General features: G+C 68.3%; 18 protein-coding genes. 14 read left to right on the forward strand and 4 right to left on the reverse strand.

Annotation, left to right across the window (positions count from 1 at the left end; all coding sequences use genetic code 11):
* The first annotated feature begins 51 nt into the window (after positions 1–51).
* Positions 52–675: a type II secretion system protein GspG gene (locus QSJ30_RS05505; protein ID WP_285607241.1), complete on the forward strand. Its 624-nt coding sequence runs from the start codon at positions 52–54 to the stop codon at positions 673–675.
* Positions 676–771: 96 nt separating this feature from the next.
* Here QSJ30_RS05505 and tdh read toward each other — a convergent pair whose 3' ends face one another.
* Entirely contained in the window at positions 772–1,803 is a 1,032-nt protein-coding gene (tdh, locus tag QSJ30_RS05510) for an L-threonine 3-dehydrogenase (protein ID WP_285607243.1), read from the reverse strand.
* 261 nt (positions 1,804–2,064) lie between these two features.
* Here tdh and asnB point away from each other — a divergent pair, with 261 nt between their 5' ends.
* The 5 genes from asnB to QSJ30_RS05535 are packed head-to-tail and all read left to right on the forward strand — an operon-like array spanning position 2,065 to position 5,647.
* Positions 2,065–3,774: an asparagine synthase B gene (gene asnB / locus QSJ30_RS05515; protein WP_285607244.1), complete on the forward strand. Its 1,710-nt coding sequence runs from the start codon at positions 2,065–2,067 to the stop codon at positions 3,772–3,774.
* Positions 3,775–3,812: 38 nt separating this feature from the next.
* The gene (locus tag QSJ30_RS05520) at positions 3,813–4,223 is read left to right on the forward strand and encodes a PilZ domain-containing protein (RefSeq protein WP_285607246.1); all 411 of its coding nucleotides are present in this window, start codon (positions 3,813–3,815) and stop codon (positions 4,221–4,223) included.
* Between the two features lie 26 nt (positions 4,224–4,249).
* Positions 4,250–4,495, forward strand: coding sequence for a hypothetical protein (locus QSJ30_RS05525; protein WP_285607248.1), 246 nt, complete (start codon positions 4,250–4,252; stop codon positions 4,493–4,495).
* Positions 4,496–4,532: 37 nt separating this feature from the next.
* Entirely contained in the window at positions 4,533–5,189 is a 657-nt protein-coding gene (locus QSJ30_RS05530) for a rhodanese-like domain-containing protein (RefSeq protein WP_285607250.1), read from the forward strand.
* A complete protein-coding gene (locus QSJ30_RS05535) occupies positions 5,186–5,647 on the forward strand; it encodes a MauE/DoxX family redox-associated membrane protein (RefSeq protein ID WP_285607252.1) in 462 nt (153 codons plus the stop codon). Before QSJ30_RS05530 ends, QSJ30_RS05535 begins: the two co-directional genes overlap by 4 nt.
* 58 nt (positions 5,648–5,705) lie before the next feature.
* Here QSJ30_RS05535 and QSJ30_RS05540 read toward each other — a convergent pair whose 3' ends face one another.
* Positions 5,706–6,899, reverse strand: a complete 1,194-nt coding sequence (locus QSJ30_RS05540) for a glycine C-acetyltransferase (RefSeq protein WP_285607254.1) — start codon at positions 6,897–6,899, stop codon at positions 5,706–5,708.
* Between the two features lie 98 nt (positions 6,900–6,997).
* Here QSJ30_RS05540 and QSJ30_RS05545 point away from each other — a divergent pair, with 98 nt between their 5' ends.
* Positions 6,998–7,543: a DEAD/DEAH box helicase family protein gene (locus QSJ30_RS05545; protein WP_285607255.1), complete on the forward strand. Its 546-nt coding sequence runs from the start codon at positions 6,998–7,000 to the stop codon at positions 7,541–7,543.
* A gap of 69 nt (positions 7,544–7,612) precedes the next feature.
* Positions 7,613–8,956 carry an MFS transporter gene (locus QSJ30_RS05550; RefSeq protein WP_285607257.1) on the forward strand — a complete coding sequence of 448 codons (1,344 nt, stop codon included), beginning with the start codon at positions 7,613–7,615 and terminating at the stop codon, positions 8,954–8,956.
* Positions 8,957–8,972: 16 nt separating this feature from the next.
* Here the strand turns inward: QSJ30_RS05550 and QSJ30_RS05555 are convergent, their stop codons facing one another.
* Positions 8,973–9,968 carry a hypothetical protein gene (locus QSJ30_RS05555; RefSeq protein WP_285607259.1) on the reverse strand — a complete coding sequence of 332 codons (996 nt, stop codon included), beginning with the start codon at positions 9,966–9,968 and terminating at the stop codon, positions 8,973–8,975.
* Positions 9,969–10,036: 68 nt separating this feature from the next.
* On the opposite strand from QSJ30_RS05555, the gene dnaG reads away from it, so the two are divergent.
* The 6 genes from dnaG to QSJ30_RS05585 all read left to right on the forward strand — a co-directional run bounded on the left by dnaG (position 10,037) and on the right by QSJ30_RS05585 (position 21,001).
* Complete coding sequence (dnaG, locus tag QSJ30_RS05560; protein WP_285607261.1) at positions 10,037–11,758, forward strand: DNA primase; 1,722 nt, start codon at positions 10,037–10,039, stop codon at positions 11,756–11,758.
* Positions 11,759–11,918: 160 nt separating this feature from the next.
* Positions 11,919–13,643, forward strand: coding sequence for an RNA polymerase sigma factor RpoD (gene rpoD / locus QSJ30_RS05565; RefSeq protein WP_285607263.1), 1,725 nt, complete (start codon positions 11,919–11,921; stop codon positions 13,641–13,643).
* A gap of 349 nt (positions 13,644–13,992) precedes the next feature.
* Complete coding sequence (locus QSJ30_RS05570; protein WP_285607265.1) at positions 13,993–15,612, forward strand: MFS transporter; 1,620 nt, start codon at positions 13,993–13,995, stop codon at positions 15,610–15,612.
* 69 nt (positions 15,613–15,681) lie between these two features.
* On the forward strand, positions 15,682–16,650 hold the full coding sequence (locus tag QSJ30_RS05575; protein WP_285607267.1) for a serine/threonine protein kinase: 969 nt from the start codon (positions 15,682–15,684) through the stop codon (positions 16,648–16,650).
* On the forward strand, positions 16,650–20,732 hold the full coding sequence (locus tag QSJ30_RS05580; RefSeq protein WP_285607269.1) for a translocation/assembly module TamB domain-containing protein: 4,083 nt from the start codon (positions 16,650–16,652) through the stop codon (positions 20,730–20,732). The genes QSJ30_RS05575 and QSJ30_RS05580 overlap by 1 nt, the downstream gene beginning before the upstream one ends.
* A gap of 47 nt (positions 20,733–20,779) precedes the next feature.
* Entirely contained in the window at positions 20,780–21,001 is a 222-nt protein-coding gene (locus QSJ30_RS05585) for a MoaD/ThiS family protein (protein WP_285607270.1), read from the forward strand.
* Here the strand turns inward: QSJ30_RS05585 and dnaX are convergent, their stop codons facing one another.
* Positions 21,002–22,603 (reverse strand): DNA polymerase III subunit gamma/tau, encoded by a 1,602-nt coding sequence (gene dnaX, locus QSJ30_RS05590; RefSeq protein WP_285607272.1) that lies wholly within the window; start codon positions 22,601–22,603, stop codon positions 21,002–21,004.
* Positions 22,604–22,651 lie beyond the last annotated feature (48 nt).

Here is a 22,651-nt window from a genome sequence, read left to right on the forward strand (position 1 = left end):
GCCCCCCTTTCCTCCATCCTAACGTCCCACGCCTCTGCTAAGGTTCATGCCATGCATCGCACGCGCTTCGCCCCAGCCCTGGCCCTTCTCACGCTCCTGGCCGGATGCAGCTCCGAAGATCCCAGGCTGCCCGGAAACCTCTACGAGGAGGCCCGCAAGCTGAACCTGGAGGGCCGGAGCCTGGAGGCCCGGGCGATGATGAAGCAGCTGGTGGATCGCTACCCGGACACCGAGGCCGCCCGCCAGGCCACCCGGGACCTGTTCCTCATCGAGGCCTTCGTGAGCCGGGACCTGGCGGACCGCCAGAAGCAGGTGCGGGCGGCCCTCAAGCGGATCACCGACGCCCTGATACGCTACCGGACCAAGACTGGGGAGTACCCGGAGTCGCTGCAGGGACTGGTGCCCGAGTATCTGGAGCAGGTGCCCGAGGCCCCCTGGGGCCATCCGTTCCTCTACCGGCCCTATGTCACCCGCCCGGTGGAGGAAGTCCAGGTCAAGCGCGGCCCGGTCCGGCAGAAGTTCAACACCAAGCTTGATGGCTACTACCTGGCCTGCCTCGGCACCGACGGTGTCCCCGGCGGCGAGGGGCTCGCCGGCGACATCCTCATCAAGGACGGCGCCCCCTGGACCGATGGCCCCTTCCCGCCCGTGCCCCAGCCGCAGCCCCTTCGCTAAGGTTCCAACCAGCCGTGCACCAAGCTGCGCCCGTTCGTGCGCAGCAATCAAAATGCGGCCCATGGCCGCATTTTGCAGGTGCCTCAAGGCAAGAAGCTACTTGACGCCCCAATCGAGGATCACCTTCCCGCTCTGCCCGCTGCGCATCGCATCGAAGCCCTTCTGGAAGTCGTCGATGCCGAAGCGGTGGGTGATGACGGGGGTGATGTCCAGGCCGCTCTGGACCATGGCGGCCATCTTGTACCAAGTCTCGAACATCTCGCGTCCGTAGATCCCCTTCAGGATCAACCCTTTGAAGATCACCTGGCTCCAGTCGATGGCGCAGTCGCCGGGGAGGATGCCCAGCAGGGCCACGCGGCCGCCATGGTGCATGGCCTCGAGCAGGGACTCGAAGGCGTTGCGATTGCCGCTCATCTCCAGGCCCACGTCGAAGCCCTCGGTCATCCCCAGGTCCTTCATCACCTCTGGGAGGCTCTTCTTCATGGGATTCACGGCCACGGTGGCACCCATCTTCCGGGCCAGATCCAGGCGGTACTCGTTCACGTCCGTGATGACGATGTGTCGGGCGCCCACGTGCTTGGCGATGGCCACAGCCATGATGCCGATGGGGCCCGCCCCCGTGATCAGCACGTCCTCGCCCACCATGTCGAAGCTGAGGGCCGTGTGGGCGGCGTTGCCGTAGGGGTCGAAGATGGAGGCCACCTCGTCCGGGACGTTGTCGGGCACCTTGAAGACGTTGAAGGCGGGAATGGACAGGTATTCGGCGAAAGAGCCCGTGCGGTTCACGCCGACGCCCACGGTGTTCCGGCAGAGGTGGCGCTTGCCCGCCCGGCAGTTCCGGCAGTGGCCGCAGGTGATGTGGCCCTCGCCGCTCACCCGGTCGCCGGGCTTGTAGCCTTCGACCTCGGCGCCCACCCGCTCGATGATGCCGAAGTACTCGTGGCCCACCACCATGGGCACGGGAATGGTCTTCTGGGCCCAGTCGTCCCAGTTGTAGATGTGCACGTCCGTGCCGCAGATGGCGCTCTTGTGGACCCGGATCAGCACATCGTTGGGGCCCACTTCGGGCATGGGCGCCTCGCCCATCCAGATGCCTTCCTCGCGCTTGGTCTTCAACAGGGCTTTCATGGCGCCTCCAACCGCACCATTTCATCATCAACATCAAGACTGGCCAACTTAGCCTTCCGCCCTTGACGATTCGTGAAGACAACCGATAAGGTTCTCCCAGGCGTTATATGACCAATCCCTCTCTGCGGTCCAACCGCAATATCAATCGGCTCCCTCGCGCGAATCGCGCGTGGGCCGGAGAGGGTCTCACCTAGACACCTGAATTCCCGGACCACCCCGATTCGCGAAAGCGGATCGGGGTTTTTTCTTTTGGAGCAGGCCATGTGCGGCATCCTCACCATCCTCGACATCGATCCCTCCCGCTCGAACCCGGCGGAGCTCCGGCGGCAGGCCCTGGCCATGGCCCGGAAGATCCGCCACCGGGGCCCAGACTGGAGCGGCATCTACAGCGACGATTGGGCCATCCTCGTCCACGAGCGCCTCTCCATCGTGGATGTCGAGCACGGCGCCCAGCCCCTCGTCGACACCCTCCAGGGCACGGTGCTGGCGGTCAACGGTGAGATCTACAACCACCGGGAGCTGCGCCACGGACTGGGGGAGGCCCACGACTTCCAGACCCTGTCCGACTGCGAGGTGATCCTCTACCTCTACGATGAGCTGGCCCCGAAGGACTTCCTCAACCGCATGAACGGCATCTTCGCCTTCGTGCTCTACGACCCCAAGCGGGAGACCTACCTCATCGCCCGGGATCCCATCGGCGTCATCCCCCTCTACCTGGGTTGGGACCGCGAGGACCGCCTCTACGTCGCCTCGGAGATGAAGGCCCTGGTGAGCCACTGCGAACGGATCCGCGAGTTCCCGCCGGGCCACTTCTTCCTGGGGCACGAAGCCGACAAGGGGTTCCAGCGGTACTACGAGCCGGACTGGGCCGAGCCTGGGTACGTCCCCGACACGCCCTACGATCCCACGGCGCTGCGCGCGGCCCTGGAATCAGCCGTGCGGCGGCAGCTCATGTGCGACGTGCCTTATGGCGTCCTGATCTCCGGAGGCGTGGACTCCTCGCTGGTAGCGGCCATCGCCGCCCAGTACCGGGACGGCCGCGTGGAGGAGGGCGGTACCACGCCCGCCTGGTGGCCCCGGATCCACAGCTTCGCCGTGGGGCTGAAGGGCGCGCCGGACCTGGCTCCCGCCCGTCTGGTGGCAGACCACATCGGCGCCATCCACCACGAGCTCCACTTCACGGTGCAGGAGGGGCTGGATGCTCTCTCGGACGTGATCCACCACCTGGAGACCTTCGACATCACGACCATCCGGGCCTCCACGCCCATGTACCTCATGATGCGGAAGATCCGGGCCATGGGCATCAAGATGGTGCTCTCCGGCGAAGGCGCGGACGAGATCTTCGGCGGCTACCTCTACTTCCACAAGGCCCCGGACGGCCCGGAGCTGCACGCCGAGACGGTGCGCAAGCTCCAGAAGCTGCACCTCTACGACTGCGCCCGGGCCAATAAGTCCAGCGCGGCCTGGGGCGTGGAAGCCCGGGTGCCCTTTCTCGACCGCGACTTCCTCGACGTGGCCATGCGGCTGGATCCTGCGGTGAAGCTGCCCCGGAATGCGCCCCGGCCCCGGCCCATCGAGAAATACCCTCTGCGGAAGGCCTTCGAAGGGCTCATCCCGGAGGAGGTGCTCTGGCGGCAGAAGGAACAGTTCTCAGACGGCGTGGGCTACGCCTGGATCGATGCCCTCAAGGCCACCGCCGAGCGCGAGATCAGTGACGTCATGTTGCGGGGCGCGGCGGAGCGCTTCCCCGTCAAGACTCCGGAAACCAAGGAGGCCTACTTCTACCGCCAGATGTTCGAGCACCACTTCCCCAGCGCCACGGCCGTGAACTGCGTACCCTTCGAGCGCAGCGTAGCCTGCAGCACGGAGACGGCCCTGCGCTGGGACGCCTCGTTCGCGAAGATGGCCGATCCATCTGGCCGGGCGGTCACTGGCATCCACGACCAGGGGTACCGGGATGAAGTTCGGTGATTTCCTCCGCGGTATCATGTCTGGATTGGACGTCAGACATGGCAACCCCTTCCGAGAGGCGGCGATTCCGCCGCGTTCCAATCACCTACCGGGTGAAACTGGTGGTCGAGGACCGGATCATTGCCTACCCCACCGCCATCGACATCAGCATGGGTAGCATCCTGTTGGGCGGCACCGAGCGCCTGCCCCTTGGGAGCCCGTGCGGCGTGGCCATCCTGCTGGCAGAGGGGGAGTCCGGGCAGCGGGTCGTGGCGAGGGGGACCGTGGTGCGGTCCGACTCCCGGGGCATGGCCGTCGCCTTTTCCAAGTCCCTCGACGCAGACAGCGAGAACGCGCTCCGGGCCCTCATCCATTCGCTGTCGCCCGGAGCTGAAGGGGTGGTCGAGCCGGAGCCCGGGCCAGCGGGCGATCAAGCCCCCCGTTCAACCAAGCAGGCGAAGCGTTCATGACAACACCTGGAAGCCTGGAGCGTACGATGCAGGACCCTGAAGCCTCGCTGGCCCGCCTGATGGGCTACATCAAGCCCGGCTCCGGCGCCCGGGGCCCCGTCGAAGGCGGATGGGAGCCGCCCCCCTTCGACCGGTACGAGGACATCCGCGAATGGCTGAAGGAATCCGTCATGAGCGCCACCATGTACGAGCGGTTCCCGGACGGCCGCTGGACCATCCAGCTGCTGCTGAAGGAGCAGGAACCCGGGATCTACCGGTACATCGTGCTGTGAGTCCGGCCAAGACCATGCCCCCGTGGACTGCCCTCTGATGGCCCGATTCCGGTCCACCCTTCTCCGAGTCCTGGCCCTGGCCGGAATGGCGCTGGTGGCGGCTCTGATCGCGAACAGCCTCGCCTCCCCCGCGCGCCGCCTGGCCTGGGTCCGGTCGAGCCTGCCGCCTGCCACCGCCGCGCCCAGGGTCGAGAAGATCCAGCCTCCCCTGCCCGGCTCCGGCCTCCCCATCGTCCCGGAGTCGAAGGTCGGCCACCCGATCCATCCTGGCCACCTCCCGTCGTCGCGGCCGGCGCCCTCTCCCGCCCCTGCCGCTGCGCCGGCAGCAGAGACGTCTCCCTCCAGCCCCATCCTCGACATCAGCGCCGAGGAGGCCTGGCGGGCGTTCCAGTCCGGAACCCCCTTCCTGGATGCCCGGCGAGGCTCCGAATTCGCCGAGGGCCACATCGCCGGTGCCTGGAGCACCCCGGTGTGGGAATCGGACCTGGACGACCGCCTGCTCTCCTTCAAGGCCGCGCGCCGGCCGGGCTCGGAGGATCCCATCGTCATCTACTGCAGCGGCGGTGACTGCCGGGATTCCCACCTCCTCGCCGAGAAGCTGCTGGGAGAGGGCTACTTCCACTTGCTCATCTTCCATGATGGCTACCCGGCCTGGGTGGCCCAGGGGCGCCCCATCGGGAAGGGCCGGCCATGAAGGCCCGCCTCTGGCCTTGGCTCCTGCACCCCAGGTTGACCCTGGCCGCCCGGATTGCCCTGGGTCTGGTCTTCATCGCGGCAGCCCTGCCCAAGATCGGGGATCCGCCGGGCTTCGCCAAGGCCATCTGGGCCTACCAGCTGGTGCCTGGCCCGACCCTGAATCCCATGGCCCTCGTCCTTCCCTGGCTGGAACTGCTCTGTGGGCTGGGGCTCGCCCTGGGGATCTGGGTCCGCGCCGCCGCCACATGGGCCGCGATGCTGCTCCTGGCCTTCGGCCTGGCGCTCGCCATCAACCTCGCCCGCCACCATCCAGTAGATTGCGGCTGCTTCGGCGCCACCGCACACCGGACGGACGCCGAACGCCTGACAGACATGCGGTGGTCCCTGCTGCGCGATGCCGGCTTGCTGCTCCTGGCCGCCCAGATCTTCCTGGCCGCCGCTCCCAGAAAGAACTGACGCCCCAAACCGGCGCGGTCTGGGGCGCGATTCCACTCGTCTGGTGCGGTCGATCCGCTTATTGGATCACTCCAAGTTCCCGACCCACCTTGGTGAAGGCGGCGATGGCTTTGTCCAGGTCTGCGCGGGTGTGGGCGGCGCTCATCTGCGTGCGGATGCGGGCCTGGCCCTTGGGCACCACGGGGAAGAAGAAGCCGATGACGTAGACGCCCTCGTCCAGCAGGCGCTTGGCGAACTCCTGGGCCAGGGGCGCCTCGTAGAGCATGACGGGCACGATGGGATGCTCGCCCGGCAGCAGCTTGAAGCCGGCCTTCTCCATGCCGGCCCTGAAGTAGCGGGCGTTCTCGTGCACCTGCTTGATGAGGCCCTGGCTGTTCTTGAGCAGGTCCAGCACCTTCAGCGTGGCCGCGACGATGGCGGGCGCCACGGAATTCGAGAACAGGTAGGGGCGGGCCTTTTGCCGCAGCCAGTCGATGGCCACCTGCCTGGCGGCGATGTAGCCGCCGGAGGCGCCGCCCAGGGCCTTGCCGAAGGTGCCCGTCATGAAGTCGATGCGCCCCATGACGCCGCAGTGCTCGTGCGTCCCCCGGCCGTTGGCACCCATGAAGCCCACGGCGTGGCTGTCGTCCACCATGACCATGGCGCCGTGTTTCTCCGCCAGGTCGCAGATCTCCGCGAGCTTGGCGATGTAGCCATCCATGCTGAAGACGCCATCCGTCACCACCAGCTTGAACCGGGCGCCAGCGGCGTCGGCGGCTTTCAGCTGGGCCTCCAGGTCGACCATGTCGGAATTGGCGTAGCGGAAGCGCTGGGCCTTGCAGAGGCGGATGCCGTCGATGATGGAGGCGTGGTTCAGCGCGTCGCTGATGATGGCGTCCTCCTCGCCCAGGAGCCCCTCGAAGATGGCGCCGTTGGCATCAAAGCAGGAGGAATACAGCTGCGTATCCTCGAAGCCCAGGAAGGCCGCCAGCTTCTGCTCCAACTCCCGGTGGATGTCCTGGGTGCCGCAGATGAAGCGCACCGAGGCCATGCCGAAGCCGTGGCCATCCATCACCTTCTTGCCCGCCTCGATCACCTCGGGATGGTTGGCCAGCCCCAGGTAGTTGTTGGCGCAGAGGCACACCACATCCTTGCCGTTGGCCTGCATCTGCGGCTGCTGGGGCGAGGTGATGATCCGCTCGGTCTTGTAGAGCCCCGCCTCCTTCAGCTGCTCGATCTCGCGGGTCAGGTGGGCCAGGTAGGCAGGGTTCACGGCGGTCTCCTAAGCGTCGAAGCCCCATAGGATACTGCGAGGCTGCGTGACGGGCGCCCGGTTGTGTCACCATCCTTGCGAACTGGAAAGGAACGAACATGCGCCCCGCCCTGCTCCTGCCTGTCCTCCTCCTGACGCTGGCCTGCAACTCCAAGCTGGAGCGGGCGAAGGCCGAGGACCTGATCCGCAAGGACTACCCGGTGGTGGTGCCCGTCACCGTGCCTGAGAGGGCCTCCGCCGAGAAGGGCAGCCCCGAGCACCTGCGGCTGGTTTCCCTCAAGGAGAGCCTGGACAAGAGCGGCTGGTTCGACAGCACGGTCCAGGCTGACGGCAGCCGGGAGACCTTCACCTTCCGCCTGAAGCCGTCTGCTCCAAAGGACATCAAGGCGGCGCCCAAGGGCTTCTCCATGCCCGCGGCCGAGGCCGTGTTCGTGCGCGCCGTCCGCATGGAGCCCACCCGGGAGGGCGCCCGCGTGACCTACGAGATCCGCCTGGACAAGCCCACGGCCCAGTTCCCGCTCTTCCAGGCCCTGCATCCGGATGTGAAGATCGGCCAGACCAAGCCGCGCCACGCCACCTTCGAGCGGCGCCGGGGCAGCTGGGGATTGACCGGGACCGACGAGACCTTCCGCAAGGCGGAGTGACCGGCGTTACACGCTCGTTCCTTGGGGTATGGCCAAGCCCCCGGTACCATCGAAGGCATCGAGGTTCCCTTGGATCACAGCCCTGCCTTCCGCCTGCGCCGGTTTCTGAACTGGTTTCCCCTGGGGCTGACCTACGCGGCCATGTACATGGGCCGCTACAACTTCAATATCGTGAAGAATGACATCGGCGCCTGGTACCACCTGGACAAGGCGCAGATGGGGCTCATCGCCTCGGCGGGCTTCTGGACCTACGGCCTGGCTGTGGCCTTCAATGGCCCCCTCGCCGACCGCATCGGCGGGCGGAAGGCCATTCTCGTGGGCTCCCTGGGCGCGGCCCTCCTGAACCTGGCCATCGGGTTCATGTTCCTGAACGGGCATGTCACCCAGATCCTGGTGAGCATGAGCCTGCTCTGGAGCCTGAACATGTACTTCCAGAGCTTCGGCGCCCTGTCCGTGGTGAAGGTGAACAGCACCTGGTTCCATGTGCAGGAACGCGGCGTCTTCGGCGGCATCTTCGGCATCATGATCAGCTCTGGCTACTTCCTGGCCACCACCATCGGCGCCTGGCTGCTGGCCAGCTTCCGCAGCTGGACGGTCATCTGGTTCGTGCCGGCCGCGGCCATGACCTTCATGTTCGCCGTGGACTGGTTCCTGGTGCGCAATCGCCCCAGCCACGCGGGCCATGCGGACTTCGACACAGGCGACGGCTCCAACGCGGCCTCCGCCGACGAGACGCCCCTGCCCCTCGGCGACCTCATGCGGAAGGTCTTCCACAACCCGATCGTGGTGGCGCTCATCTTCGCGGAGTTCTGCACGGGCTTCGTGCGGCAGGGCGTGATGCTCTACTTCACCGAGTACCTGCAGGAGGTCTACCACCTCGGCAAGAAGGAGCACCTCTTCTGGTGGACGGGCGTCGCCTTCATGGGCGGCGGCATCCTGGGCGGTCTGCTCTGCGGCTGGATGAGCGACAAGCTGTTCCAGTCCCGCCGTCCGCCCGTGGCCTTCCTCTTCTACCTGGTGCAGGTGGTGATGCTGGGGCTGCTGGGCCTGACGCTCGGCCAGGGCACCACGGGTGGCCAGATCTGGGCCGTGGTGCTGCTGGGCCTCACCGCCATGTTCATCTTCGGCGTCCACGGCATGCTCAGCGGCACCGCGAGCATGGACTTCGGCGGGCGCAAGGCCGCGGCCTCCGTGGCCGGAGCCCTGGATGGCATCCAGTACATCGGCTCGGGCCTCACGGGTTTCGGCCTGGGCTGGATCCTCAAGACCTACGGCTGGGACGGCATCGCCGCCCACGGCCACCAGCCCGCCCATGCCTGGGTGTGGGTGGGTTCCATCATCCCCTTCAGCCTCCTCGGCGCCTTCATCATGACCCGCATCTGGCACGCCAAGGCGGGCGCCGGGGCGCACTGAATCCAGGGGCTGTCAGCTATCGGCTGGCGGTCGCCAGCTGGTCGAAGGCGGCCTTGAGGCCACTGTGGATGGCCAGGACGTCGGCGGGCTTCCAGAGCTTCTGGTCTTCGCGGACGAAGGTGGTGAGGTCGTTCCGGTTGTCGAACCGGGCCACGGGCAGGTGGTAGACCCGGGTCTCGTAGCGGTCGCCCGCGGGCACGATGCGCTCCACGCGGATGGTGCCGGGGCGGTCGCTCTGCTCCATGAGCCAGGCCATGTCGTCGGTGCCGTACTGGCCCAGCATCACCTCCATGGGCACGCTGTGGTGGAGAATGCTGCCCTGGCCATCGGGGCGGCCGCGCTCGATGTTCTTGCGGCGGCTTTCCGCGGGATCCACCCAGACGTACAGGACTGCGGCCGTCTCGAGGATGGCGGGGGACAGCGTCTGGAAGGCCGTGTCGTAGCCGTGGGGCGGGCACAGGGGGAAGGCCGAGCCGTGGGCACCGCCCCGGGCGGCCTCGATCACCAGGGTGCGGCCCGCCTTGTCCTGGGCGTTCTGGCGGTTGAGGACGTCCAACTCGGCGCGGCACTCGGCCTCCAGGGCCTCGGCCATCCGCACCCGGAGGCGGTGGGGGATGTCGCCCAGGTATTCCGGCAGGCCCACCTTGGCATGGGCCGCATCCAGGCGGTCGAAGAGGTGCTGGGCCGCGCCGGCGACTTCGGTCTGACGGCTGGCCATGAGGTTCGCGTAGTCCTCGTTCAGCAGCTCGATGAGGACCGCCCAGGTCCAGTTGTCGCGGAAGGGACGGTTGGGCCCGTGGTAGTAGGCGTAGCCCAGGCCGTTGGCCTTCAGCTCGTCGTCGATGCGGTGCATGAGGTGGACGTAGGGGTAGTCGTCCAGCTGGAGGGTGGGGCCCATGTGGAAGTCGTTCCGGCACTGGTCGGGGGTCAGGCTGGCCAGGTACCGGCGCACCTCCGACTTGCCCGAGGCAGGCAGGCTGAAGAGGAGGATGGTGTCGAGGAGCTGGCTCATGGGGTCCGCCGTGCGAATCCTCAAATATGCCATGCCTCCCGCATCCGCGCTCATGTTATGCCTGAAGCATGCGTGACCGCGAAATCGTCGAGCGCGTCCGGGAGGCCACGGACCTGCTGGCCCTGGTGGGCCAGGCGGTGAAGCTGCGCAAGCAGGGCTCGGCCCACGTGGGCCTCTGCCCCTTTCACGCGGAGCGCAGCCCCAGCTTCCAGGTGGTGGCCAACCGGGGCTTCTACCACTGCTTCGGCTGCGGCAAGCATGGGGACGCCTTCGCCTGGCTGATGGAACGCGAGGGCATGACCTTCCCCGAAGCGCTGGAGCAGCTGGCCCGGGCCGCGGGCATCGACCTGCCCCAGCGCCGGGAGCGGCCGGCGGCCGAGGTGGACCTGGAGACCCGCCTGCGCGCGGCGCTGGAGGCGGCCCAGACCTTCTACGAGCGGCAGCTGGAGCGCCACGAGGAGGCCCGGGCCTACCTGCACCGGCGCGGCTATGAAGGCCCCTTCGTGGCCGAGGCCGGGTTCGGGGTGGCGCCGGACGGCTGGGAGCCCCTCGTCACCCACCTGCGGGGTTTGAACTTCTCCGGCGAGCTGCTGGAACAGGCGGGCCTGGCCAGCCGCAGCGAGCGCGGCACCCAGATCGACTTCCTCCGCAACCGCCTGACCATCCCCATCCATGACGCCCGGGGCCGCCTGGTGGCCTTCGGGGGACGCACGATGGGGGATGCCCAGCCCAAGTACCTCAACACCCGCGACACGGTCCTCTTCCACAAGGGCGAGACCCTCTTCGGCTTCCACCGGGCGAAGGGCGCCATGAAGGACGGAGCCCTGGTGGTGGAGGGCTACTTCGATGTGCTGCAGCTCCACCAGCACGGGATCCACCAGGCCGTGGCGCCCCTGGGAACGGCCCTCACCGAGGAGCACCTGAAACAGCTGGGCCGGTTCACCCGCCGCGTCATCCTCTGCTTCGACGGGGACGCCGCTGGCCGCCGGGCCATGGAGAAGAGCCTGAGGATGGCCCTGCCCCTGGGCTTCGAGGTGCGCCTGCTGGAGCTGCCCCAGGGCGAGGACCCCGACACCTGGTGTCTCAAGCTGGGCGGCGAGGCCTTCCGCGACCTGCTGGGGACCGCACCGGACTGGACCGCCTTCATGATCGACCGGGCCATGGAGGGCAAGGACCTGCGCCGCACCTCCGACCGCATGGGCGCCTTCAAGGATCTGCTGGATTTCCTGCCGTACCTGCCCCGCACCACTGAGAGCCGCGACCTCTTCGCCAGCCTGGCCCACCAGCTCCAGGTGCCGCTGCAGGAGCTGGACCGGGCGGTGCGAGGCCGGCAGGCCCCGGCCGCGGACACCGAGAGTCCCGTCCAGGCGGCTCCTCCCGAGGTGGATGACCTCATCCGCAGCCTCATCCTCATGACCACCGCTGGCCACTGGCGGCGAATCCAGGAAGTCCCTCCCGCCTGGTGGGAGGGCCTCCCCGGAGCCCCCCTGCTCCAGGCCCTGCTCGATGCCGAGGGGGACCCCACCCCCCTGCCCCCCGGCGCGCTGGCCGCCATCCGGCACCTTGAGGCCCAGGCCAGCCACAAGGACGAGGCCGGTCGCGATGCCGATTCTTTACTTGCCCGGCTGGAAGGCCGATACCTCGACCGGGAGATCCAGGCCAACAACCGCCTGCTCCAGGATCCCCGCACCATGGTGGACGCCGCCCTCACGACCCGGGTCATGACCCGCCAGAACGAGCTGCTGGCCCGCCAGAAGGACCTTTCCCGCCGCCGGCGGGCACCTCGCTGAGGCCCAACCTGAAGATCCAGCCCTTGCCTGAGTCAACAGATCCCCTATACTGAAAAGTTCCGGACTCGGCCCGGTACATTGGCCGTGTTCTGTTTTCCCCTCGGCCTCCGGGTCTTTCCACCCCCTTGGCCCGATGCCTGCAGTGCTCTTTGAGGTCCGAATGGTTCCGACGCCGCCACGCGATGCCTACTACACCCTGACCAAAGCCCTGATCTCCATCGGAAGGAAAAACGGATTCCTGCTGGTCGACCAGCTCAACGATTTCCTCCCCAACACCGCCTCAAGCCCCGATGACCTCGAAGTGGTCATGGGTTTGTTCGCGCGTCTGGGCGTGGGCATCGGTGCCACGGAGGAGGAGGCCCAGGCTGCCCGCGAGGCCATCGAGCCCGAGTTCATCGTGGTGGAAGGCGGCGGGAAGGGCGACAAGGATCTCGAGACCGAGATCGACAGCCCCGACAGCGACAAGTTCAACGACCCGGTCCGCATGTACCTCAAGGAGATGGGCACGGTGCCCCTCCTCAAGCGCGAGGACGAGGTCGAGATCGCCAAGCGCATCGAAGTGGGCGTCCGCAGCGTCATGCGGGCCCTCTCCCGGTCCCGCCTGGCCGCCAGCCTGCTCATCGACATCGGCAAGATGCTGAAGGAGAACCCCGGCAAGATCCGCGAGGTCGTGGGCCTGTCCGACGAGGTGGACGACGACGAGGATGCCGAGAGCACCTCCGCCACCCAGCACGTGCACCACCAGTTTGAGAAGCTGCTGGTCTACGACCAGGCGCTCCAGGACCTGCTGGAGCTGAAGCTCCTGGTGGACGCCGGCACCAAGACCCTGCCCAAGAAGCGCAAGCTCGACCGCGAGATCCTCCACGCCCGGGCCCGGCTCTCGCGCCAGATCCGCAAGCTGGGGCTCAACAGCCTGGCCGTCACCCGCCTCATCGACCGCATCACCCACCAGCACAGCCAGGTGATGGCCGGCGAGCGCAAGTGCCGCGAGCTGCGGGACCGCCTGAAGAACCCCGCCTTCGCCAAGCTCAAGGACCGCTACAAGGACGAGCTGGCCCACATCGAGAAGACCCTGGCCGACTTCTTCGAGAAGTACGAGACCACCAGCGACTACTTCCACAAGGACTTCAACGGCCTCAAGGCCGCCGAGAGCATCAGCCGCGCCGCCAAGGCCGAGCTCATCGAGGCCAACCTCCGCCTCGTGGTCAGCATCGCCAAGCGCTACACCAACCGCGGCCTGCAGTTCCTGGACCTCATCCAGGAGGGCAACATCGGGCTCATGAAGGCCGTGGACAAGTTCGAATACAGCCGCGGCTTCAAGTTCTCGACCTACGCCACCTGGTGGATCCGGCAGGCCATCACCCGCGCCATCGCGGATCAGGCCCGCACGATCCGCATCCCCGTGCACATGATCGAGACCATCAACAAGCTCATCCGCACCCAGCGCGAGCTGGTGCAGAAGCTGGGCCGCGAACCCTCCAGCGAGGAGATCGCCCACGCCATGGACATGCCCGTGGGCAAGGTCCGCAAGGTGATGAAGATCGCGCAGGAGCCCATCTCCCTCGAAACGCCCATCGGCGAGGAGGAGGATTCCCACCTGGGGGACTTCATCGAGGACAAGACCGTGGTCTCCCCCGTGGAGCAGGTCGTGCAGCAGCGCCTCAAGGAGACCGTCCGCAACGTGCTCAACACCCTCAGCGAGCGCGAGGAGCGCGTCCTCCGCATGCGCTTCGGCGTGGGCGACGACGGCTCGGAGCACACCCTGGAGGAGGTCGGCAGCGAGTTCGCCGTCACCCGCGAGCGCATCCGCCAGATCGAGTCCAAGGCCCTGCGTAAAATTCGCCACCCGCGCTATTCCAAGACGCTCAAGGCCTTCCTCGGCTAAACGCGGGAGCCATGACCGCATGGGTCGGCGAATTTGTGAGCCATCCGAAGGATGCGAACAGGATTCGCCACCCGCGTTATTCCAAGACGCTCAAGGCCTTCCTCGGCTAAACGCGGGAGCCATGACCGCATGGGTCGGCGAATTTGTGAGCCATCCGAAGGATGCGAACAGGATCCGACACCCGCGCTATTCCAGGACTCTGAAAGCGTTCTTGGGATAAATACACTCGCGGAGGATGCCGAGAATGCGGAGGGTCGCAGAGGAGAAAATCCTTTTCCTTCTCTGCGGCCCTCCGCTGCCTTCGCACTCTCTGCGAGTGTTTTCCGCTTTCCCTGGGTAGCCTGAGCCCGTGACCGAATCGAAAAGCCCCTTCGCTCCGCTCCGCAGCCACATGTTCCTCGCGATCTGGATCGCGGCCATGGCTTCGAACGTGGGCACCTGGGTCCAGAGCGTGGGCGAGAAGTGGCTCATGGCGGAGATCAGCCGGTCCCCGCTGCTCATGAGCCTCATCGAGACGGGCGCCACCCTGCCCATGCTGGCGCTCTCCATGCCCGGCGGCGCCATCGCCGACATCGTGGACCGCCGGCGGCTGCTCCTGGCCACCCAGGCCTGGATGCTGCTGGCCGCCGCGGCCATGGCCATCCTCTCCGCCCTGCACCTGGTGACGCCCGGCGTGCTCATCGGCATGTCGCTGCTGCTGGGCGTGGGCGCTGCCCTCAATGCCCCGGCCTGGCAGGCTTCGGTGCCGGACCTGGTGCCAAAAGACCAGATCGCCGCCGGCGTGGCCCTCAACAGCGCCGGCTTCAATGTGAGCCGGGCCGTGGGCCCCGCCCTGGGCGGCCTGGTGGTGGGCTGGCTCGGTGCCACCTGGGCCTTCGCTCTCAACGCGGTCTCCTTCGTGGGCGTGCTCGTGGTCCTGAAGGGATGGAAGCGCCAGACCATCACCACGGACCTGCCCGCGGAGCGCTTCATCGCGGCCATGAAGGTGGGTCTTCGGTACACCTGGCACAGCAAGGCGCTGCAGGTGATCCTGCTGCGTGGCGGCGGCTTCGTGTTCTTCGGCGGCCCGATCTTCTCGCTGCTGCCCACCCTGGCCATCCACCGGCTCCAGCTCGGCTCCACCGCCTTCGGCCTGCTGCTGGGTTGCATCGGGGCCGGGGCCGTGGGCGCCACACTGCTACTCCCCTCGCTCCGCAAGAAACTCACCCCCAACATGCTGATGGCCGCCGCCACGGCCACCTTCGCCCTGGGCCTCCTGGTGCTGGCTTTCGTCTCGCACACCCTTTCTGTGGGGCTGGCCCTCCTGGTCTGCGGAGGCGGCTGGCTGGCGGTCCTGAGCACCTGCAACACCGGGGTCCAGCTTTCAGTGCCCTCCTGGGTGCGCGCGCGGGCCCTGGGTGTCTACATCACGGTCTGGGGCGGGGCCATGGCCGGCGGAGCGGCCTTCTGGGGCGTCGTGGGGGAGCGCTGGGGCATCCATACCGCCTATGCCGCGGCGGGCCTCGGCATGCTCCTGCTGCTGGCCATCACGGGGCGCCTGAAGATCCAGGCCCTCCAGCGGCCGCTGGACCTGAGCCCCCACCACCTCGAGCCCCACTCGCCCGGGCCCATCCATCCTGACGAGGGACCGATCCTCACGGTGCTCGAATACCGGGTGCCACAGGATCGCAAGGCCGCCTTCCAGGAGGCCATGCGGGAGGTCCGCCGGATCCGCATCCGGGACGGCGCCGTGCGCTGGTCCCTATTCCAGGATCTGGTGCCCCCCGATCCCGGCCAACTCCGGTTCGTGGAGAGCTTCCTCAGCTCCAGCTGGGGGGAGCACCTCCGGCAGCACCACCGCGCCACCGTGGAGGATCGGGCCTTCCTCCGGAAAGCCTATGCGCTCGGGGTGGAGCCGCGCCCCCGGATCCGTCACCTGGCGGCGGCCTGGGAGGACCAGAGCTCCCTCCTGGACCGCATCCTGGAATAGGCTACCGGGACGCTAGGAGCCCTGAGCTGTTTCGGTCATGCTGGTTCCATCGCTTCGGAGCCCGCGCCCGTGCTTTCCAAGGACCAGACCCTGGGGAAATACCAGATCCTGGACCGCCTCGGCTCTGGCGGTTTCGGGGCCGTTTACCTGGCCATGGACACCTGGGTCAACCGCAAGGTGGCCCTGAAGGTGCCGCACCAGCAGCAGGACGAGATCGTGGACCAGCTCAAGGAGGCGCGGATCATGGCCGCGCTCAAGCACCCGAACATCGTCGAGCTCATCACCACCGAGCGGAAGAACGGGATCTTCTTCATGGTGCTCGAGTACGTCGAAGGCGAGAGCCTCGACCGGATCATCCGCCGCGAGCGCACCCTGCCCCCGGCCCGGGCCCTGGAGATCGGCCTGGACGTGTGCAGCGCCATCGCCTTCGCCCACGGCCACCAGATCCTCCACCGCGACCTGCGGCCCGCCAACATCCTCGTGAACCGCGAAGGCGTGGCCAAGGTCACGGACTTCGGCACCTCCCGGGTGCTGGAGCTGCAGCACGTGCCCTACGCGCCCACCCGCATCGGGTCGCCGCCCTACATGGCCCCCGAGCACTTCCGGGGCCGGGCCGTCTTCCAGTCCGACCTCTGGTCCCTGGGCATCACCCTCTACGAGATGCTCACGGGCACCGTGCCCTTTTACGATGCGGACCCGCTCAAGATCGCCCAGGCCTTCACCAGCCAGCAGGTGGTGGCGCCGCACCTCCGCAATCCCATCGTCCCCAAGGCCTTCTCTGAAGTGGTCATGAAGGCTCTGGCCGTCAACCTCGGCGAGCGCTACCTGTCGGCCCAGGCCTTCCTGGAGGCCCTCCGCCGCCTCAAGGACAGCGTGGCCCGCGAGACCCGGCCCCTGGGCACCGCCGTGCTCTCGTCCAGCAGCTCGGGCCCCCACCCCACCCTGCGCGCCGCCACCCAGGCCAGGCTGTGCCGCTTCTGCTACCGCCAGCTGCCCCGCATGGCCATGATCTGCCCCAGCTGCGGCGAAAAGAACTGATGGTCTGGCATCCGACGAAGGAAGCGGTGCAACGGCTCTGGGGCCGCCGCTGGGTGCGGCGCGTGTCCTATGTCCTGGTGGCCGGCGGCGCCACCATGACCATCGTCCCGTGGGTGGCGACCCGACCGGCGGTGCTGCGCTGGACCATCTCCAAGCTGGACGCCCTGGTGCGCGAGGAGACCGGCCTTTCCCTGGAAGTCGGCCAGCTGGAGGTCCATCCCCTCTTCGGCTCCGCAGCCATGAAGGATGTGCGGCTCGGCGGCGACCTGCTCACGGTGCAGCGGGTGGAAGTCCAGGCGAACCTGACCTCCCTGTTCGGCCCCGCGCCACGCATTTTCTCGATCCGGGTGGAGCGCCCCCACCTCCGCCTCACCGAAGCCGGTCTGGCGTCCATCCACCTCAAGGAGCATCCGCCCCGCAAGGGCCCCCTGCCCCAGGTACGCCTGGATCTGCTCAGCATCACCGGGGGCGAGATCGAGCTCCCCGAGCCTCTGCGGGGCCTGCCCGCCATGCGCTACCAGTTCGAGGTGAAGGCCACAGGTCCGGGGCCCAACCGGCTGCGCGTGGATGTGGCCGGCCCCCAGCTGATGGTCCTGGGACCCAAGGGCTGGGAGAAGGGCCGCCTGGACTTGAACGGCGAGGTTGCGGAGACCTTCGTGGCCCTCAAGGAGGGCTACCTCCGCCTGGGTGAAAGCCAGGTCCGCCTGCATGGACAGTTTGATGCGAAGACCCCCCAGCGGCCCGAGCGGCTGGAGGCCCAGCTGGCGGGCATCCTGGGCCTGACCCAGGCCGCCCACTGGGGAGGCATGACGCGTCCCCCCCTCGCGGGCAGCCTGGACTTCACCGCCTCCGTGAACGGGGCCCTCGCAAATCCCCAATGGACCCTGGCTGCCGAGGGGACCGGACTTCAGCCATCGGAGGCCACCTTCGCGCCCGGTAGCCTCGCCCTTCATGGCCGCGGCAATCTGGAAGGATTCCAGCTGAGCCAGTTCCGCTGGCATTCCCCGCAGGGAGAGCTTGACCTCGAGGGGAGCTGGTCCCACAAGACACCCGCCAGAGGCACCCTCACTGGCCGGGCCCTGGACCTCGAGGCCCTGGGCAGGCTCCTCCGGATCCAGGAATTCCAGGGCCTCCGGGGGGACCTGCGCGCCCAGGTGGAAGGTCCCAGGGACGCCGCTGCCCTCCGCCGGCCCGACCGCTGGCAGGGAACCGTCCAGCTGGGGCTGACCCAGCATGGCCTGGAGGCGGGAAATCTGCGTGCCACCGTCCGGAACGGGCGGGCCACACTGGATCAGCTTCACCTCGACCTGGAGGCCCTCAAGGCCCAGGGCACCGGGTGGGCCGACCTGGGGCCCCGGGGACTGATCCGTCTGGAGGCCGAGGGGAACGCGGAGGTGGGGGCGGGCCAGGTGGGCCGGGCGCTCCGGGCCTGGAAGGTGGTGGACCTCGATATGGAGGGGCAGACCCGGGCCCAGGCGAAGGTCCGCTGGACCCGCGGTCCGGGCCTGGAGCTGGACGGCTCGGCCCAGGTCACCCAGCCCCGCTGGCACGGTGCGCAGGCAGACAGCGTCCAGGCGAATGTCCAGATCCGAGACACCGACCTGCGCGTCACGGACATCCGCCTGCAGAAGGGCGAGGGCAGCGGCGCGGGCGACCTCTGGCTGACCTGGGGCCGGACCGCCCCCGGCCAGAAGCAGATGGACATGTGCTTCACCGCCTTCCGCCTGCCGGTGGCCGAAGGGCTCAAGGCGGCTGATCTGGGGGACCTGCCCATCACAGGCACCGGAGGAGGCTGGGTGCGCCTCCAGGGTCGATTCGACCACATCACAATGAACGGCGAGGCTCAAGTTGAATCTGGTGTAGCTTACGGAATCAAAATTCCAGCAGCTTCCTCCAGCTTCGCCATGGACCTGGGCAGCCTCCGGCTGCGGCTCGAGGGGGTGCGGATCGGCGAACGGCTCGACCTGCTGGGTGGGCCCGGAGGCGCGCCCGAAGGCGCCCTGGCCCTGACCGGCAGGGCCGACATGGACTTCCAGGGCTGGACCTGGTGGGTGGACCTCGCGGGGCGTCTGGATTCCCAGCTCCTGGCCCTCCCAGGGCCCCACATCCAGGCCCAGGTGGAAGCCCGGCTCCTGGGGCCCATCACCAGCCCGTTCGGGGCTCTGGACCTGCCCGAAGGCCAGGCCACCTTGAGCCGGGGCCGCGTCTTCTTCGAGGGCCGCAGCGTGGAGGGCCTCGAGGCGAAGGTGAACCTGGAGCGTGGCCGGATGGAGGGACGGCTCGGAATCGAAGGCATGACCCGCTCTCTGGTCGAAGCCCAGGTCCGGCCGGAGGGACCCGATCTGGTCGGCAGCTTCTCCCTCGCCATATCCCCCGAGAGCGCCCACACGGAAACCCTGGCCCGGGGTCTCACGGATGACCTGCTGGAGGACCTGAACCTGGAGGCCGTCGCCCAGGGCCGCTGGAATGGCCGGGCCCTGACCTGGACGGGCACGCTGAACCGCCTGGCGGCTCAGTTCAGCGCCTTCGAGCTGCATCAGGCCAGGCCCTCGGCCCTCCGCGGCGACGCCGCCGGCGCGGAAGTCGACATCACCCTGGAGGGCGGCGCCCGGAAGGCGTCAGACGCGGCGCCAGCCCAGGCGGCGGGGCTGCGGATCTCGGGCACGGTGCCCTTCTCGAACGCCGGTTCTCTGGGTCTCCGGGCCCAGGGAACTGCGAACCTGGCCCACCTCAAGGCCATCTTTGACCGCGTGATGGAGGTGGATGAGTACAACCTGCTCTCTGAGGTCAGGGTCCAGGGGACGAGCCGCTTCGACCTCCTGGCCCACGGGACCTATGCCAATCCGCAGCTGGACGGCACGCTCTCCCTTGAGAAGGGGCAGATGAACCTGCGGGGCTATCAGGGCGTGGAGGACCTCCAGGCGGAAGTGGTGTTCAAGGACCGCACGATCTCCATCCCCGTGGACAAGCCCCTGCGGGGCACCCTCGCCCATGGCGACCTGGTGGTGTCCGGCGGCCTCATCTGGCGGCTGGGGGGACTGGATACCTATGCGCTGAAGGCCTCCCTGGCCAACTTCCAGCTCCGCGATGTGCCGGATGGCCTGGACCTCCAGGGCACCCTGCGTGCCACCCTGGAAGGCACCGAGGAGAGCGGCCTGCTCAAGGGCCGGCTGCGGGCCGATCACCTGAGCTACCACACCGAGGTGAAGCTGGCCGATCTCATCCTCCGCAGCGCCCTCAGTGACAGCGGTGGGCTGGTGGGCCTGGACCTGGACGATCCCCTGGAGCGCATCCGGCTGGAGCTCGACCTGGACCTCCGCAGCCCCTGGAGCTTCGACACCAACCTGCTGAAGCTGGAGGGCCACACCGAAGGCCCCTTCCAGGTCCTGGGCACCCTGGCGCACCCCGCCCTCAAGGGCACCCTGGTCTTCCAGCCCGGCGGCCGCATCACCAACATCTTCCCGGCGGGCGACATGGTGGTGAACCAAGGCTCGCTGCGCTTCTCTGAAGCCCGCGGCCTGGATCCCAGCATCAACCTCCAGGGCAGCGTCAGCTCCATTCCGGGCTACACCGTGAACCTCGATATCCACGGCACCCTGAGCAACCTGTCCATCGTGCCCAGCTCCACGCCGAGCCTGCGCCAGGACGAGATCGTGGCCATCCTCATCAACCCCGGCAACGTGGCCAACGTCGGCACCGCCGGCGCCTCCTCCGGCGCCACCCAGGGCGCCATCACCTCGGGCATCGCCAGCGCGGGGTCCGGCCTCATCTCCACCCTGGCCTTCGCGCCCCTGCAGGAGCAGCTGCGGAGGACCCTCGGCCTGGACCGCGTGAACGTGGCCGTGCGCACCACCAGCCTCGGCACCACGGAGACCGAGGTCACCCTGGGCAAGAGCATCAACCTGTTCGGCCAGCGCAGCGCCTTCGTGGTGTCCCACCGGAAGAGCGGCGAGCTCAGCATCACCTCCGGCCAGGTGGAGTGGCGCTTCGGCGGCTTCATCCTCCAGCTGGGCGCCAGCAAGGGCGGTGGCACCGGACTGCACCCGTCGGGGGAGATCCGGCACTCCTGGAGCCCGAAGTAGGCTGGAGGCTGGAGGCTGGAGGCGGTAGGTTGGAGCTGGAGATGGCCATGCTGACCGTCAAGTGCTTCGCCCGCTACCGCGCCCTGCTGGGCTTCAGCGATCTCACCGTGCCCGCGGTCCCCACCCTGGGGGACCTGCTGGCGGACCCGCGCTTCGCGGACCTGCCCAAGGACGCCCTGCTGGCCGTGAACCAGAGCTTCGTCGACCGGAGCGCGCCGCTGGCGGACGGGGACGAGGTGGCCCTCATGCCGCCGGTGTCAGGCGGCTGATCAGCCTTCGCGCCGAATCTCCAGGACTTCCCCGCCACTGAGGCGCAGCAGCTCCTGGAAGCCTGGTTCCCGACGCAGGCGATCCTCCGGGCGTTCAGCCTGGGTCCCCGCCGGCCCATCATCGAAGCGGACCTCCAGTTCCCTCAGGCCCGGAAGCACCGCCGCCAGGGCCGCCAGCACATGGGGGTTGGCCTGCTCGCGCTCCAGGTCCTGGAGGGTCTGCCGCACATTGCCCGGAAACCGGAACCGCAGCACCGGCGGCTCCCAGCGCAGGTCCGTGGCCATCTGGGGCGCGGTGCCGAGGACCCGCAGGCCGGGTACGGCCCGCAGCGCTTCGCTGCACGCCATGCGCAGCTGGGCCGGCGCTGGCGGCCCAGGGGGCGGGGGCGCCTGGGCGCGCGCCGGGGCATGGGCCGGGGGTGTGGCCGGCGGAACCCTGCGAGGCCCCTCAGGCGCCGGCGCGGCCTGGGGGGCCCTGGAAGGGACCGGCGGCGGGCTGGTGGGAGGTCCCGGGGGCCGGACGGCGGCGCCTGATACGAGGGCGTCCAGGGGCGCCAGATGGGGCAGCTGGGCCGCGGTCACCAGGGCCAGCTCCACCACCACCCGGGGCAGGCTGCTGTCGCGCAGGTCCCGCTCCCGGCTCAGCAGAAGCTGGAGCATCCGGGCCCAGCGCAGCAGGTCCTGGGGCCCACGGGCGGCGCGGGCCTCCTGCTCGAGGCGGTCCCGGAAGGCCAGCACCAGCTCGCGCCAGAAGGTGGCCCAGTCCGCGCCCTGCTCGTTCAGCTCGCGGCAGGCCTCCACCAGGGCCGCCGTGTCGCCGATGGCCAGGGCGGACATCACGCCCTGCACCAGGTGGGCGCTGACGATGCCCAGCTGCTCCCGGACCGCTTCCTCCAGCACCTTCCCATCCCCCGCCGCGATGACACGGTCGAGGATGGTGAGCGCATCGCGCATGGAGCCCTGCCCCGCCTCGGCCACCAGCCGCAGGCTGCCGCTCTCGGCCTCGACGCCCTCCTGCTCGCAGACATGCTTGAGGCGGCCCTCGATGAGACCCACGGGGATGAGGCGGAAGGGGAAGATCTGGACCCGGCTCTTGATGGTGTCGGGCACGTCCTGCAGTTCCGTCGTGGCCAGCACGAAGATGGCGTGGGGCGGCGGCTCCTCGATGACCTTCAGCAGGGCGTTGAACGCCTCGGTGCTGAGCATGTGCACTTCGTCGATGATGTAGACCCGGTAGCGGCAGAAGGCGGGCCGGGTCTGCACCTGCTCCCGCAGGGCGCGCGCATCGGCCACCGAAGCCCGGCTGGCGGCGTCGATCTCGACGATGTCCAGGCTGCTGTCCGGCTGCTCCGCGGCACGGCAGGGATCGCAGACGCCGCACGGCGTGGCCGTGGGTCCCTCCGCGCAGTTCAGAGCCCGGGCCAGGATGCGGGCCGTGCTGGTCTTGCCCGTGCCCCGCACGCCGGCGAAGAGGTAGGCCTGGTGGATGCGACCGCTCTCCTTCGCCCGCTTCAGAGCGTTGGCCAGGGCCTTCACACTGCCTTCCTGGCCCACCAGGTCGGAGAGCAGGCGCGGACGGTACTTGAGGGCGAGGGTGGTCATGGGAAGTCCAGTCTCCCACAAGGTCCCTGCGATAGTCAGGGGCTATAA

It is taken from the genome of Geothrix edaphica (assembly GCF_030268045.1).
Taxonomy (GTDB): Bacteria; Acidobacteriota; Holophagae; order Holophagales; family Holophagaceae; genus Geothrix; species Geothrix edaphica.